14 protein-coding genes are annotated in these 14,431 nt (G+C 62.9%); all 14 read left to right on the plus strand.

Features of this window, described 5'->3' with window-relative positions; translation table 11 throughout:
* Positions 1-11 precede the first annotated feature (11 nt).
* The 14 genes from ACFZPT_RS09720 to ureC all read left to right on the plus strand — a co-directional run bounded on the left by ACFZPT_RS09720 (position 12) and on the right by ureC (position 14,343).
* Positions 12-413: a DUF2946 domain-containing protein gene (locus ACFZPT_RS09720; protein WP_034111571.1), complete on the plus strand. Its 402-nt coding sequence runs from the start codon at positions 12-14 to the stop codon at positions 411-413.
* Positions 414-506: 93 nt separating this feature from the next.
* The gene (locus ACFZPT_RS09725; RefSeq protein ID WP_047881391.1) at positions 507-2,567 is read left to right on the plus strand and encodes a TonB-dependent copper receptor; all 2,061 of its coding nucleotides are present in this window, start codon (positions 507-509) and stop codon (positions 2,565-2,567) included.
* Positions 2,568-2,683: 116 nt separating this feature from the next.
* Positions 2,684-4,060, plus strand: coding sequence for a PepSY domain-containing protein (locus ACFZPT_RS09730; RefSeq protein ID WP_099313094.1), 1,377 nt, complete (start codon positions 2,684-2,686; stop codon positions 4,058-4,060).
* Positions 4,061-4,254: 194 nt separating this feature from the next.
* Positions 4,255-5,520 carry an urea ABC transporter substrate-binding protein gene (urtA, locus tag ACFZPT_RS09735; protein WP_034095662.1) on the plus strand — a complete coding sequence of 422 codons (1,266 nt, stop codon included), beginning with the start codon at positions 4,255-4,257 and terminating at the stop codon, positions 5,518-5,520.
* 63 nt (positions 5,521-5,583) lie between these two features.
* Positions 5,584-7,086: an urea ABC transporter permease subunit UrtB gene (urtB, locus tag ACFZPT_RS09740; protein WP_099313074.1), complete on the plus strand. Its 1,503-nt coding sequence runs from the start codon at positions 5,584-5,586 to the stop codon at positions 7,084-7,086.
* Positions 7,086-8,153, plus strand: coding sequence for an urea ABC transporter permease subunit UrtC (gene urtC / locus ACFZPT_RS09745; protein WP_034095660.1), 1,068 nt, complete (start codon positions 7,086-7,088; stop codon positions 8,151-8,153). Before urtB ends, urtC begins: the two co-directional genes overlap by 1 nt.
* On the plus strand, positions 8,150-8,983 hold the full coding sequence (gene urtD / locus ACFZPT_RS09750) for an urea ABC transporter ATP-binding protein UrtD (protein WP_099313073.1): 834 nt from the start codon (positions 8,150-8,152) through the stop codon (positions 8,981-8,983). The genes urtC and urtD overlap by 4 nt, the downstream gene beginning before the upstream one ends.
* Positions 8,984-9,149: 166 nt before the next feature.
* Positions 9,150-9,848, plus strand: coding sequence for an urea ABC transporter ATP-binding subunit UrtE (urtE, locus tag ACFZPT_RS09755; protein ID WP_040265954.1), 699 nt, complete (start codon positions 9,150-9,152; stop codon positions 9,846-9,848).
* A 31-nt stretch (positions 9,849-9,879) separates the two neighbouring features.
* Positions 9,880-10,719, plus strand: a complete 840-nt coding sequence (locus ACFZPT_RS09760; RefSeq protein WP_099313072.1) for an urease accessory protein UreD — start codon at positions 9,880-9,882, stop codon at positions 10,717-10,719.
* Between the two features lie 146 nt (positions 10,720-10,865).
* On the plus strand, positions 10,866-11,168 hold the full coding sequence (gene ureA / locus ACFZPT_RS09765) for an urease subunit gamma (protein WP_003171437.1): 303 nt from the start codon (positions 10,866-10,868) through the stop codon (positions 11,166-11,168).
* A 9-nt stretch (positions 11,169-11,177) separates the two neighbouring features.
* Positions 11,178-11,690, plus strand: a complete 513-nt coding sequence (locus ACFZPT_RS09770; protein ID WP_034095656.1) for a GNAT family N-acetyltransferase — start codon at positions 11,178-11,180, stop codon at positions 11,688-11,690.
* Positions 11,691-11,695: 5 nt separating this feature from the next.
* Positions 11,696-12,229: a GNAT family N-acetyltransferase gene (locus tag ACFZPT_RS09775; protein WP_034095655.1), complete on the plus strand. Its 534-nt coding sequence runs from the start codon at positions 11,696-11,698 to the stop codon at positions 12,227-12,229.
* A complete protein-coding gene (locus tag ACFZPT_RS09780) occupies positions 12,226-12,531 on the plus strand; it encodes an urease subunit beta (RefSeq protein WP_312830663.1) in 306 nt (101 codons plus the stop codon). The genes ACFZPT_RS09775 and ACFZPT_RS09780 overlap by 4 nt, the downstream gene beginning before the upstream one ends.
* A 111-nt stretch (positions 12,532-12,642) precedes the next feature.
* Positions 12,643-14,343 (plus strand): urease subunit alpha, encoded by a 1,701-nt coding sequence (gene ureC / locus ACFZPT_RS09785; RefSeq protein WP_099313071.1) that lies wholly within the window; start codon positions 12,643-12,645, stop codon positions 14,341-14,343.
* Positions 14,344-14,431: the final 88 nt, after the last annotated feature.

A 14,431-nucleotide genomic window follows, 5' to 3' on the forward strand; every position in this document is an offset into this window, starting at 1 on the left:
GCTGAAGCTCGATGGGCGCCCCTCGCGCCAGGTTGTCTCCCCGCCGCCGTGTAACGCGCGGCAGTTGGATCAGCCTGTTCGCCATGCTGATGATCTTTATCGGTCCGCTGATTTCCCAAGCGATGCCGATGGATCATCACGCCGGTATGTCCATGGCAATGCCCATGGAGATGCCGGCTGACCACGGCGACGCCCATCATCCCAAGGCCCCTAGCGAGCACCACGCGCTGTGGGCCAAGTGCGGCTACTGCGAGCTGCTGTTCAGTTGCCCGGCCCTGCCCGGCAACGCGTCCTTCGTGGCCGTCGGCGCCCCACCGCCGGCCAACGCCCTCACCCCCGCCACGCGCCTGGGCCATGCCCGGCAGAGCATCTTCCCCGGCGCCCGCAGCCGTGCGCCGCCCATCGCAACGTAAACACTCAAACCCGTTACTTCACCCCGGCCGACTTTAGACAGACAGCCGCAGGCTGCTGGCCGTGTTGTTTACGATTGATTGATGGAATTTGTCATGTCCAGGTTTTCTGCTGACTCCCGTTTGGGAAGCACCCCCGTGTTCGCCGTTCTGTGCGGCGCACTGCTGGTTCCGATGGCCCACGCCGACGAACATGAATTGAGCCCCACGGTGATCACCGCAATCGCCCCCAGCTCGCCGCTGACCGTGGTCACCAACCCCAAGGATCCCCGTCAACCGGTGCCCGCCAGTGATGGCGGCGACTACCTCAAGACCATCCCCGGCTTCGCCCTGGTACGCAACGGCGGCACCAATGGCGACCCGGTGCTGCGCGGCATGTTCGGTTCGCGCCTGAATATCCTTACCAACGGCAGCATGATGCTCGGTGCCTGCCCCGGCCGTATGGATGCGCCTACCTCGTACATCTCACCGGAAACCTACGACACCCTCACCGTGATCAAAGGCCCGCAAACCGTACTCTGGGGCCCGGGCGCCTCGGCCGGCACGATCCTGTTCGACCGGGAGCCTGAGCACTTCGGCGAACTCGGCACGCGTCTCAACGCCAGTGTGCTGGCCGGCTCCAACGGGCGCTTCGACAAGGTCATCGATGCCGCCGCCGGCGGGCCGCTGGGCTACGTGCGAGTGATCGGCAACCAGGCCCACGCCGATGACTACAAGGACGGCAATAACGACACGGTCGCCTCGCGCTATGACAAGTGGAACGGTGACGTTGCGGTGGGTTTCACCCCCGACGCCGACACCTTGCTGGAACTCACCGCTGGCCGTGGCGACGGCGAAGCGCGCTACGCCGGGCGCGGCATGGACGGCTCGCAGTTTCTGCGCGAGAGCCTGGGGCTGCGCTTCGAAAAGTCGAATATCGGCGAGGTGCTGGATAAGGTCGAAGCCCAGGTTTACTACAACTACGCCGACCATGTGATGGACAACTACAGCCTGCGCACGCCGTCGGGCACCGGGATGATGGCCGGGCCCATGGCCTCCAACGTCGACCGACGCACCCTCGGCGCCCGCATCAAGGCCACTTGGCGCTGGGCCGACGTGCAGTTGATCGGCGGCCTGGACGCCCAGACCAACGAACACCGCCAACGCAGCAGCATGGGCATCGACACCTACAAAAATCTGCCGCGCGACAAGGACGCCGACTTCCACAACTACGGCGTGTTTGGCGAACTCACCTGGTACGCCGCCGACCGTGATCGCCTGGTCAGCGGCGCGCGCCTGGACCGCGCCTCGGCCAAGGACTTTCGCCAGACCACCGGCTCGGGCATGAGCAAACGCGCCAACCCCACTGCCGATGAGACCCGTGCCGACACTTTGCCGTCGGGCTTTATGCGCTATGAGCACGACCTGGCGGACAGCCCCACGACTGTCTACGCCGGGCTCGGCCATTCGCAGCGTTTCCCGGATTACTGGGAGCTGTTTTCGCCCAACACCGGCGCGGTCGGTTCGGTGAATGCATTCGAAGGTGTGAAGCCGGAGAAAACCACCCAGCTCGACGTCGGCGCGCAGTACAAAACCGACACGCTCGAAGCCTGGGCGTCGGGCTACGTCGGCCAGGTGCGCGACTTTATCCTGTTCGATTACAAGCCCGGCATGATGGGCACCACCTCCCAGGCACGCAATGTGGACGCACGCATCATGGGCGGCGAACTGGGCGCAGCTTACAAATTGACCCAGCACTGGAAAGCCGATGCGACCCTGGCCTACGCCTGGGGCAAGAACAGCAGCGACGGCAAGGCCCTGCCGCAAATGCCGCCGCTGGATACCCGCCTGAGCCTGACGTACAGCGAGGATAACTGGAGCGCCGGAGCCCTGTGGCGGGTAGTCGCGGCGCAAAACCGCATCGACCAGAACAAAGGCAATGTGGTCGGCAAGGACTATGACAAGAGCGGCGGGTTTGGCGTGTTCTCGCTGAACGGGGCTTATCGCATCAATAAAAACTTCAAAGTCAGCACCGGCGTCGACAACCTGTTCGGCAAGGCCTACGCCGAGCACTTGAACCTGGCCGGCAACGCCGGGTTCGGCTACCCGGCGAGCGATCCGCAAGCCCTCAAGGAGCCGGGGCGCACGCTCTGGACCAAGGTGGACATGAGCTTCTAAAAGCATTGGGGGCAAGCCCCTCCCACATTTTGAAATGCGCACCCAATGTGGGAGGGGGCTTGCCCCCGATGGCGGTACATCTGAAACAAAAAAACCAAAGCCTTGCGGAGCCTCTGATGAGCACTCAAAAAGTTTCCTTCTACAACCTGGCCTGGCGCTGGCATTTCTACGCCGGCCTGTTTGTCGCCCCCTTTATGGTGCTGCTGGCCCTGACCGGCATCATCTACCTGTTCAAACCCCAGCTCGATCCGCTGATGTACGGCGACCTGCTCACGGTGCAAAGCGCCGAACACGCGCTGAGTGCCGACGAGCAACTGCAACGGGCCCAGGCGGCCTTTCCCCTGGGCAAGATCAGCAAATACCTACCGCCGGCCACCGCCACCAGCAGCGCACAGTTTGTGATGCACAACGATGGCCGCGAAGTGACGGTGTTTGTCGACCCCTATCGCGGCACCGTGCTCGGCGAGCAGGACGCCCAATACAATCTGCAAGCCATCGCCCGCGCGCTGCATGGTGAATTGATGATCGGCACCACCGGCGATCGCTTGGTAGAACTCGCCGCCGGTTGGGGCGTGATGCTGGTGGTGTCCGGCCTGTACCTGTGGTGGCCGCGCGGCAAGTCTTCAGCCGGGGTGCTGTGGCCACGTCTCGGCAGTCGCGGGCGGCTGTTCTGGCGCGATCTGCACGCGGTGGTGGGCTTCTGGGGCGCGGCGTTTCTGCTGGTGATGCTGCTCAGCGGCATGACGTGGACCGGCTTCTGGGGCAAGCAATACGCCGAGCTCTGGAACCGCTTCCCCGCAGCGATGTGGAACGACGTGCCGCAATCCGATCAGCAAGCGCGGGCACTCAACACCGCGACGCAACAGACCGTGCCCTGGGCCATGGAAAACACGCCGATGCCGATGTCCGGCGACCATGCCGAACACATGAATCACGGCGCCATGCATTCGGGCCCGGCTGCGCCGACCGTGCACCTGCAACAGGTGGTCGACCTGGCCACCGCGCGCAAGGTCGAGCCCGGCTACAGCATCACCTTCCCCACCACCGCCGACGGCGTATTCACCATCGCCGTGTTCGCCGACGACCCGCGCAACGACGCGACCCTGCATGTGGACCAGTACACCGGCAAGGTCCTGGCCGACGTGCGCTGGGCGCACTACAACCTGGTCGCGCGGGCCACCGAGACCGGCGTGATGCTGCACGAAGGCAAGATGTTCGGCTGGGTCAACCAACTGCTCGTGTTGCTGATCTGCCTGATGATCCTGCTCAGCGCGGTCAGCGGCGTGGTGATCTGGTGGAAGCGCCGGCCCCAGGGCGGGCTCGGGGTGCCGCCATTGCGCCATGACCTGCCGAAGTGGAAAACCGCGATGGCCATCATGCTGGCGCTGGCGATCATCTTCCCCTTGGTGGGCGCCTCGTTGATTGCGGTGTGGGTGCTGGATCGCCTGCTGCTGTCGCGGTGGTTCGGGCAAGGCCAATCGGCGCGCCCATGACACAAGCCGGGGCCAACGCACCAGTGCAGTGCCGGCCCCGCACCACGGCCAGGTTCAGGCGCCGATTCGGTGCAGAGCCTGGCCGCCAGCGCGGTGTGAGCGCCGTATTCACTCGTTAGGGCAAGCAGGCACAGCCCTTGCAATCACCGGAGTATCTGTCCAACAACAACACTTGGGTACTCGGAGATCGCACCATGAAGCGTCGCAGCTTGATCAAGGCTTTCACTCTTTCGGCATCCATTGCCGCCATGGGCATGACGTGGACCGTCCAGGCCGCTGAGACCATCAAGGTCGGCATCCTGCACTCGCTGTCCGGGACCATGGCTATCTCCGAAACGTCGCTTAAGGACATGGCGTTGATGACCATCGACGAGATCAACGCCAAGGGTGGTGTGAACGGAAAAATGTTGGAGCCTGTGGTGGTTGACCCGGCGTCGAACTGGCCGCTGTTCGCTGAAAAAGGTCGGCAGTTGCTGACCCAGGACAAAGTCGCCGTGGTGTTCGGCTGCTGGACTTCGGTGTCGCGCAAATCCGTATTGCCGGTGTTCGAAGAACTCAACGGTCTGCTGTTCTACCCGGTGCAGTACGAAGGCGAAGAGATGTCACCTAACGTGTTCTACACCGGTGCCGCGCCGAACCAGCAGGCGATCCCGGCCGTTGAATACCTGATGAGCGAGGAAGGCGGCAGCGCCAAGCGTTTCTTCCTGCTCGGCACCGACTACGTGTACCCGCGCACCACCAACAAAATCCTACGCTCGTTCCTGCATTCCAAAGGCGTAGCGGATAAAGACATCGAAGAGGTCTACACCCCGTTCGGCCATGCCGATTACCAGACCATTGTCGCCAACATCAAGAAGTTCTCGGCCGGCGGCAAGACTGCCGTGATCTCCACCGTCAACGGCGACTCCAACGTGCCGTTCTACAAAGAACTGGCCAACCAGGGCCTCAAAGCGACCGAAGTGCCGGTAGTGGCGTTCTCGGTGGGCGAAGAAGAACTGCGCGGCATCGACACCAAGCCGTTGGTGGGCAACCTCGCCGCCTGGAACTACTTCCAGTCGGTGGAGAACCCGGTGAACCAGAAATTCGTCGCCGACTGGAAAGCCTACGCGAAGAAACACAACCTGCCGGGCGCCGACAAAGCCGTGACCAACGATCCGATGGAAGCCACCTACGTGGGTATCCATATGTGGGCGCAGGCGGCGGAGAAAGCCAAGTCCACCGACGTCGACAAAGTGCGTGAAGCGCTGGGCGGCCAGACCTTCGCCGCGCCGTCGGGCTTTACCCTGACCATGGACAAGACCAACCACCACCTGCACAAGCCGGTGATGATCGGCGAGATCCAGGCCGACGGGCAGTTCTCGGTGGTATGGCAGACCCAGGAGCCGATCCGGGCGCAGCCGTGGAGCCCATACATCCCAGGCAATGACAAAAAGCCGGACTATGCGGTGAAGAGCAACTAAGCCCCACCACAGGCCAACTGTGGGAGCGGGCTTGCCCCCTCCCACACGATCAGGACATTTTGTATGCCCACTGCCCTGCACCGTTTCATCGTCACAGCCTTGCTGTTGCTGCCTTTGGTGGTACACGCCGGCGATGCCGAAGACTTCCTGGCCGCCAACCCGACGCAACAGGCCAAGCTGTTGCAGGACTGGGCCGCCAACCCCGACCCTGCGCGCATCGAGCTGGTGGACGCCCTGCAACAGGGCCAACTCACCGTCAATGGTGAAACCAAGACCGTGCGTTTGAACAATCGTCTACGCGGCTTGATCGATAACGTACAGGCCAGCCAACAACTGCTGGCCGCCGACCCCAAAGTGCGTCTGGCGGCTGCGCAAACCCTGCAAAAAAGCGCCCAACCGGCGCAATTGAAATTCCTCGACCAGCAGGTCGCCGCCGAGACCAATGAGGACGTTCACACCGCCCTCAGCCTGGCCCTGGCCAACCTGCAACTGGTCGACGCCGACCCGGCGATACGCCTGGCCGCCGTGCGCCTGCTAGGCAGCACCGGCGACCCGCTGGCGCGCACGCGCCTGGAAGCGCTGCTGGCGCCGGGCGTGGAAACCGACGCCGCCGTGCATACCGCCGCCGAAACCAGCCTGGCCCAAGTCAAACGCAAACTGATGCTGGGTGAAATCCTCGGTCAGGCGTTCAGCGGTATGTCCCTGGGCTCGATCCTGCTGCTGGCCGCCCTCGGCCTGGCGATCACCTTCGGCCTGCTCGGCGTGATCAATATGGCCCACGGCGAGATGCTGATGCTCGGCGCCTATTCCACCTATGTGGTGCAGTTGTTGATGCAGCGCTACGTGCCCGCGGCCATCGAGTTCTACCCCTTGATCGCGTTGCCGGTGGCCTTCTTTGTGACAGCCGCCATCGGCATGGCGCTGGAACGCACGGTGATTCGTCACCTGTACGGTCGACCGCTGGAAACCCTGCTGGCCACCTGGGGCATCAGCCTGATGCTGATCCAACTGGTGCGCCTGGTGTTCGGTGCGCAGAACGTCGAAGTGTCCAACCCGGCATGGCTGTCCGGTGGTATTCAAATACTGCCCAACCTGGTGTTGCCGTACAACCGCATCGTGATCATCGCCTTCGCGCTGTGCGTGGTGGTGTTGACCTGGCTGCTGTTGAACAAGACGCGCCTGGGGCTCAACGTGCGTGCCGTGACCCAGAACCGCAACATGGCCGCTTGCTGCGGCGTGCCCACCGGGCGTGTGGATATGCTCGCGTTCGGCCTGGGTTCCGGCATCGCCGGCCTGGGCGGTGTCGCACTCAGCCAGATCGGCAACGTCGGCCCGGACCTGGGCCAGAGCTACATCATCGACTCGTTCCTGGTGGTTGTACTCGGCGGCGTCGGCCAACTGGCCGGTAGCGTCATGGCCGCCTTCGGCCTGGGCATCGCCAACAAGATTCTGGAACCGCAGATCGGCGCGGTGCTGGGCAAGATCCTGATCCTCGCGCTGATCATTCTGTTTATCCAGAAACGCCCGCAAGGACTCTTCGCACTGAAAGGACGGGTGATCGACTGATGAACCAGCCATTGATGCTCACGGCCACGCAAAAGGCCGGCCCCAAGGTGACCATCGCCGTGGGCGCGGTGATCCTGGCGCTGCTGCTGGCGTTGCCATTGCTGTCGCTGTTGCCGGTGGACAACGCCTTGCACGTATCGGCCTACACCCTGACCCTGGTGGGCAAAATCCTGTGCTATGCCATCGTCGCCCTGGCCTTGGACTTGGTGTGGGGTTACGCCGGGATGCTGTCCCTCGGCCACGGTTTGTTCTTTGCCCTGGGCGGTTACGCGATGGGCATGTACCTGATGCGCCAGGCTGCCGGCAGTGAGCTGCCGGCGTTTATGACCTTTTTATCGTGGACCGAATTACCCTGGTATTGGGCCGGCACCGATCACTTCCTCTGGGCCTTGTGCCTGGTAGTGCTGGCGCCGGGGTTGCTGGCCCTGGTGTTCGGGTTCTTTGCCTTTCGCTCGCGAATCAAGGGCGTGTATTTCTCTATCATGACCCAGGCCCTGACCTTTGCCGGCATGCTGCTGTTCTTTCGCAACGAGACCGGCTTTGGCGGCAACAACGGCTTCACCAACTTTCGCAGCATCCTCGGCTTCGGCATCACCGAGCCGGGCACGCGGGCGGTGTTGTTCCTGGCCACGGTGCTGTTGCTGGTGGCGAGTCTGTTCATCGGCTGGCGCCTGGCGCGCAGCAAGTTCGGCCGGGTGCTGACCGCCCTGCGCGACGCCGAGAACCGCCTGATGTTCTGCGGCTACGACCCACGCGGTTTCAAGCTGTTCGTGTGGGTGTTGAGCGCGGTGCTGTGCGGCCTGGCCGGGGCGCTGTATGTGCCGCAGGTGGGCATCATCAACCCCAGCGAAATGTCGCCGACCAACTCTATCGAAGCCGCCGTGTGGGTGGCCCTGGGCGGGCGCGGCACGCTGATCGGCCCGCTGCTGGGTGCCGGGGTGGTCAATGGCATGAAGAGCTGGTTCACCGTGGCCTTCCCGGAATACTGGCTGTTCTTCCTCGGGGCGCTGTTCATCATCGTCACCCTGTACCTGCCCAAGGGCGTGATCGGGCTGCTGAAGAAATGAGGAATGTGATGCTTGAACCTATTCTCGATGCGGGCAGCGGCCGCGACGCCATCGGCCTGGGCCAGGTGGCCGGCAAGGGCCTGAACACCCGCCATGGCACCATCCTGACCCTGGAAGATATCAGCGTGAGCTTCGATGGTTTCAAGGCGCTCAACGACTTGAACCTGTACATCGGCGTCGGCGAACTGCGCTGCATCATCGGCCCCAACGGCGCGGGCAAAACCACGCTGATGGACGTGATTACCGGCAAAACCCGCCCCAGCCACGGCAATGCCTGGTTCGGCGAAACCCTGGACCTGACCAGCCTGAGCGAAGTGCAGATCGCCCAGGCCGGCATCGGTCGCAAGTTCCAGAAACCCACGGTGTTCGAAGCTCTCAGCGTGTTCGAAAACCTGGAGCTGGCGCGAAAGACCGACAAGTCGGTATGGGCCAGCCTGCGTGCGCGCCTGAGCGGCGAACAAAAGGATCGTATCGATGAAGTGCTCGACACCATCCGCCTCAGCGCTTCGGTGCATCGCCCGGCCGGGTTGCTGTCCCACGGCCAAAAGCAATTCCTGGAAATCGGCATGCTGTTGATGCAAGACCCGCAGTTGCTGTTGCTGGACGAACCGGTGGCCGGCATGACCGACGCCGAAACCGAATTCACCGCCGAACTGTTCAAGGGCCTGGCGGGCAAGCATTCGCTGATGGTGGTGGAACACGACATGGGCTTTGTCGGCGCGATTGCCGACCATGTGACGGTGTTGCACCAGGGCAGCGTGCTGGCCGAAGGATCGCTGGAGCAGGTGCAGGCCGATGAGCGGGTGATCGAGGTGTATTTGGGACGGTGATACATCGGCCAGCTTCGAGCCTAAAGCTTCAAGCGGCAAGTTAAAGCAAAGCAGGCATCCGTCCGCTCTAACTTGCAGCTTGAAGCTTGCCGCTTAACGCCAACTAACGGAGTTCGTTGATCATTCCCACGCGGAGCATGGGAACGATCATTGGGGAGAATTGAACATGCTGCAAGTCGACAAACTGCACCAGTATTACGGCGGTAGCCATATCCTGCGCGGGCTCTCATTCGACGTAAAAATCGGCGAAGTGACCTGCCTGCTCGGCCGTAACGGCGTGGGCAAGACCACCCTGCTCAAATGCCTGATGGGTTTGCTGCCGGCCAAAGAAGGCGCAGTGAATTGGGAGGGCAAGCCGATCACCGGGTTCAAGCCCCATCAGCGCGTACACGCCGGGATCGCCTATGTGCCTCAGGGCCGGGAGATTTTCGGGCGGCTGACGGTGGAAGAAAACCTGCTGATGGGCCTGTCGCGATTCCCCGGCGCCGAGGCCAAGGAAGTGCCCGCGTTTATCTATGAACTGTTCCCGGTGTTGCTGCAAATGAAGCATCGTCGTGGCGGTGACTTGTCCGGCGGTCAGCAGCAGCAATTGGCAATCGGCCGCGCCCTGGCCAGTCGCCCACGCCTGTTGATCCTCGATGAACCCACCGAGGGCATCCAGCCGTCGGTGATCAAGGAGATCGGCGCGGTGATCAAAAAACTCGCGGCCCGGGGCGATATGGCGATCCTGCTGGTGGAGCAGTTCTACGACTTTGCCGCCGAGCTGGCCGACCAGTACCTGGTGATGTCACGTGGGGAAATCGTCCAGCAAGGCCGTGGTGAAAATATGGAAAGCGAAGGTGTGCGCGGCCTGGTAACCATCTAATCTGTTGCGACCTCACGAAAAGCACGCCGTTATGAACCTGCCCGTTTCCCCTGCCCTGTTCACCCCCAGCTGGCACGCCGCGCTGGAGCTAGGCTACGCGCGCTTCGGCGACACCACGCGCCCGGTGATGCGCCGCCACGTCGGCCCGCTGCGCGTGCAAAAGCATCTGTATGCCGAAGGCCCCGAGGTGTGCCAGCACATCATTGTGCATCCACCGGGCGGTATTGCCGGCGGCGACCGCTTGGACATCAGCGCCCACGTCGCCGAGGGCGCCTGGGCACAACTGACCAGCCCCGGCGCGGCCAAGTGGTACCGCGCCAGCAGCCCGGCTTTTCAACAACTGGCGCTGACGGTGGAGGCCGGCGCCACGCTGGAGTGGCTGCCCCAGGAAACCATCGTGTTCAGTGCGGCCCAAGCCGAACTCACCACGCGCATCGACCTGCACGGCGATGCCCGGCTGTTCTATTGGGACGTGGTTGCGCTGGGCCGCCCGGCCAGTGACGAACGCTTCGACCTGGGACACTTTCAATCGCACCTGGATATCCGCCGCGACGGAAAGTCGCTCTGGCATGAACGCCAACGCATCGTCGGCGGCGACGGGCTGCTGGATTCGCCCATCGGCCTGGACGGGCAACCGGTGTTCGCCACGTTGCTGGTGACGGGCGATATCGACCCTGAGTTATTGGAACGTTGCCGCGCGCTGCCCCACACCGTGCGCGGCGACCTGACCCAATTACCCGGCTTGCTGGTGGCCCGCTGCCTGGCCAGCGAGGCGCTGCTGGCGCGGGGATGGTTGATTGATGTGTGGCGGCTGTTGCGCCCGGCCATATTGGGCCGAGAAGCGGTATCACCGAGAATCTGGAGCACATGAAGATCAAAAATGTGGGAGGGGGCTTGCTCCCGATAGTGACGTGTCAAGCAGAGCATTTTTCACTGATCCACTGCTATCGGGGGCAAGCCCCCTCCCACATTTAATCTTCACTGTATTTACGAATGTATTTCACGACGGACTGAACCATGGACCTGACCCCACGGGAAAAAGACAAACTGCTGATCTTCACTGCCGGCTTAGTTGCCGAGCGCCGCCTGGCGCGTGGGGTGAAGCTCAATTACCCGGAAACCATCGCCTACATCTCCGCCGCCTTGATGGAGGGCGCCCGCGATGGCCGCACGGTGGCCGACCTGATGCACTACGGCACCACCCTACTGAGCCGTGAACAAGTGATGGAAGGCATCCCGGAGATGATCCCGGATATCCAGGTGGAAGCCACTTTTCCGGACGGCACCAAGCTGGTCACCGTTCATCAACCGATTGCCTGAGGCACGCTCATGATTCGTGATGCAACTGAAAAGGACCTTCCCGCCATTCGCGATATCTACAACGATGCGGTGCGCAACACCACGGCGATCTGGAACGAACAACCGGTGGACCTGGCCAACCGCCTGGCGTGGTTCAACGCGCGCCAGGCCCAGGGTTACCCGATCCTGGTGGCGGTGGAAAACGACGAGGTGACGGGCTATTCCTCGTTCGGCGACTGGCGACCATTCGAAGGTTTTCGCTACAGCGTCGAGCACTCGGTGTACGTGCGCAACGACCAACGTGGCAAGGGCCTTGGCCCACGCTTGATGCAAGTGCTGATCGAACGAGCGCGCAGCGCCGGCAAGTACGTGATGGTCGCCGCCATCGAAAGTGGCAATCAGGCCTCGATCCGCCTGCACGAGCGCCTGGGCTTCGTCACCACCGGGCAAATGCCGCAAGTGGGCATCAAGTTCGGCCGCTGGCTGGACCTGACCTTTATGCAACTGGCCCTGAACCCCGGCGCCGAACCGCCCAAGGAGTGAGATCGATGAGTGCTGCGCAAATGCGTCGCGTCAATGCGGAAAGTTTCGCCCATTACCGCCAGGGCTTGAGTGAACTGCTGTTGGACGCGGTCAGTCACGGTGCGTCGGTGGGTTTCATGGCCGACTTCGATGACGCCCAGGCGCGCAGTTACCTCAACGGCGTGCAGGCGAGCCTGCAAGACGCCAGCCTGTTGCTGTGGGTGGTGGTGCGCGACGAGCAAGTGATCGCCAGCGTGCAGTTGGCGTTGTGCCAGAAAGCCAACGGCCGCAATCGCGCCGAAGTCCAGAAGCTACTGGTGCACAGCAGCGCCCGCCGCCACGGCCTCGGCCAGCAATTGATGAACGCCCTGGAACTCGCCGCCCGCCAGCACCGGCGTGGCCTGCTGTACCTCGACACCGAAGCCGGCTCGCCGGCCGAAGCCTTCTACCAGTCGCTGCGATACACCAAGATCGGTGAACTGCCCGACTACTGCCAAAGCCCGGACGGGCGCTACAGCCCGACCGCCATCTACTACAAGACCCTGGGGCAACCTGCATGATTCCTGGTGAATTTCAGATCCAGCTCGGCGAGATCGAACTCAACGTCGGCCGCCGTACCGTCACCCTGAGCGTGGCCAACAGCGGCGACCGGCCGATCCAGGTGGGCTCGCATTACCACTTTTTCGAAACCAACGACGCGCTGACCTTTGACCGCGCCGCCAGCCGTGGCATGCGTTTGAATATTCCGGCGGGTACGGCGGTGCGGTTCGAGCCGGGGCAGAGTCGTGAGGTCGAGCTGGTGGATTTGAGCGGCGGTCGGCGGGTGTTCGGGTTTGCCGGGCGGATCATGGGCGACCTTTAGGGCCTCATCGTGGGCAAGCCCCCTCCCACAGGGGAACGCATTCCAAAGGTGGGAGGGAGCTTGCCCCCGATAGCGATTTCACATTCAACACAAATATTTCAGGGCACACACATGAAAATCAGCCGCCAAGCCTACGCCGATATGTACGGCCCCACCGTCGGCGACAAGGTCCGCCTGGCCGACACCGAGCTGTTCGTCGAAGTGGAACAGGACTTCACCGTGTACGGCGAAGAGGTCAAATTCGGTGGCGGCAAGGTGATCCGCGATGGCCAGGGCCAGAGCCAGTTGCTCGCCGCCGAGGTGGTCGACACCTTGATCACCAATGCGTTGATCATCGACCACTGGGGCATCGTCAAGGCCGACGTGGGCCTCAAGAACGGGCGCATCCACGCCATCGGCAAAGCCGGTAACCCGGATATCCAGCCCGGCGTGACCATGGCCATCGGCGCCAGCACTGAAGTGATCGCCGGCGAAGGCATGATCCTCACCGCCGGCGGCATCGACTCCCATGTGCATTTCATTTGCCCGCAGCAGATCGAAGAAGCGCTGACCAGCGGCGTCACCACTATGATCGGCGGCGGTACCGGCCCGGCCACCGGCACCAACGCCACCACCTGCACCTCGGGGCCGTGGCACCTGGCGCGCATGCTGCAGGCCAGCGATTCGTTCCCGATGAACATCGGTTTTACCGGCAAGGGCAACGCCAGCCTGCCGGGCCCATTGATCGAACAGGTCAAGGCTGGCGCCATCGGTTTGAAGCTGCATGAAGACTGGGGCACCACCCCGGCGAGCATCGACAACTGCCTAACGGTGGCGGACGACTACGACGTGCAAGTGGCGATCCACAGCGACACCCTCAACGAGTCCGGTTTTGTCGAAACCACCCTCGCCGCGCTCAAGGGTCGCACCATCCATACCTACCACACCGAGGGCGCCGGCGGCGGCCACGCGCCGGACATCATCAAGGCGTGCGGCTTCCCCAACGTACTGCCCAGCTCCACCAATCCGACGCGGCCGTTCACCCGCAACACCATCGACGAGCACCTGGACATGTTGATGGTCTGCCATCACCTAGACCCCAGCATTGCCGAAGACGTGGCCTTCGCCGAAAGCCGCATCCGCCGCGAAACCATCGCCGCCGAAGACATCCTGCACGACCTCGGCGCGTTCTCGATGATCAGCTCCGACAGCCAGGCTATGGGCCGCGTCGGCGAAGTGATCACGCGCACCTGGCAAACCGCCGACAAAATGAAAAAGCAACGCGGCGCCCTGCCCGGCGACGGTCCGGGCAACGACAATTTCCGCGCCAAACGCTACATCGCCAAGTACACCATCAACCCGGCGATCACCCATGGCATCAGCCATGAGGTGGGCTCCATCGAAGTGGGCAAATGGGCCGACCTGGTGCTCTGGCGTCCAGCGTTCTTCGGGATCAAACCGACGCTGATCCTCAAGGGCGGCGCGATTGCCTCCAGCCTGATGGGCGATGCCAACGCTTCGATCCCGACCCCGCAACCGGTGCACTACCGCCCGATGTTCGCCAGCTTTGGCAGCTCATTGCACGCCACCAGCCTGACGTTTATCAGCCAGGCGGCGCTGGACGAGGGTCTGCCCGAAGCGCTGGGTTTGAAGAAACGCATCGGCGTGGTCAAGGGCTGCCGTGATGTGCAGAAAACCGACCTGGTCCACAACGATTACCTGCCGGAGATCGACGTGGACCCGCAGACCTATCAGGTCAAGGCGGACGGGCAATTGCTCTGGTGCGAACCAGCGGATGTGCTGCCGATGGCGCAGCGTTATTTCCTGTTCTGACCGTTCATCGGCACAGACCTGCGGGGCCAGTGAATGAAGCACGCGTATGGCGCTACGATGCGCCACGCGCTTTCATCGTTCTGGAAAC

Source organism: Pseudomonas sp. MD330_10 (assembly GCF_042610415.1).
In the GTDB taxonomy this organism is placed as follows: domain Bacteria; phylum Pseudomonadota; class Gammaproteobacteria; order Pseudomonadales; family Pseudomonadaceae; genus Aquipseudomonas; species Aquipseudomonas rhodesiae.

What these genes read in the sequence shown, in the direction of transcription:
- ACFZPT_RS09720 (WP_034111571.1), top strand. Translation starts at nt 12, where the DNA reads ATGGGCGCCCCTCGCGCCAGGTTGTCTCCCCGCCGCCGTGTAACGCGC.
- ACFZPT_RS09725 (WP_047881391.1), top strand. Translation starts at nt 507, where the DNA reads ATGTCCAGGTTTTCTGCTGACTCCCGTTTGGGAAGCACCCCCGTGTTC.
- ACFZPT_RS09730 (WP_099313094.1), top strand. Translation starts at nt 2,684, where the DNA reads ATGAGCACTCAAAAAGTTTCCTTCTACAACCTGGCCTGGCGCTGGCAT.
- urtA (WP_034095662.1), top strand. Translation starts at nt 4,255, where the DNA reads ATGAAGCGTCGCAGCTTGATCAAGGCTTTCACTCTTTCGGCATCCATT.
- urtB (WP_099313074.1), top strand. Translation starts at nt 5,584, where the DNA reads ATGCCCACTGCCCTGCACCGTTTCATCGTCACAGCCTTGCTGTTGCTG.
- urtC (WP_034095660.1), top strand. Translation starts at nt 7,086, where the DNA reads ATGAACCAGCCATTGATGCTCACGGCCACGCAAAAGGCCGGCCCCAAG.
- urtD (WP_099313073.1), top strand. Translation starts at nt 8,150, where the DNA reads ATGAGGAATGTGATGCTTGAACCTATTCTCGATGCGGGCAGCGGCCGC.
- urtE (WP_040265954.1), top strand. Translation starts at nt 9,150, where the DNA reads ATGCTGCAAGTCGACAAACTGCACCAGTATTACGGCGGTAGCCATATC.
- ACFZPT_RS09760 (WP_099313072.1), top strand. Translation starts at nt 9,880, where the DNA reads ATGAACCTGCCCGTTTCCCCTGCCCTGTTCACCCCCAGCTGGCACGCC.
- ureA (WP_003171437.1), top strand. Translation starts at nt 10,866, where the DNA reads ATGGACCTGACCCCACGGGAAAAAGACAAACTGCTGATCTTCACTGCC.
- ACFZPT_RS09770 (WP_034095656.1), top strand. Translation starts at nt 11,178, where the DNA reads ATGATTCGTGATGCAACTGAAAAGGACCTTCCCGCCATTCGCGATATC.
- ACFZPT_RS09775 (WP_034095655.1), top strand. Translation starts at nt 11,696, where the DNA reads ATGAGTGCTGCGCAAATGCGTCGCGTCAATGCGGAAAGTTTCGCCCAT.
- ACFZPT_RS09780 (WP_312830663.1), top strand. Translation starts at nt 12,226, where the DNA reads ATGATTCCTGGTGAATTTCAGATCCAGCTCGGCGAGATCGAACTCAAC.
- ureC (WP_099313071.1), top strand. Translation starts at nt 12,643, where the DNA reads ATGAAAATCAGCCGCCAAGCCTACGCCGATATGTACGGCCCCACCGTC.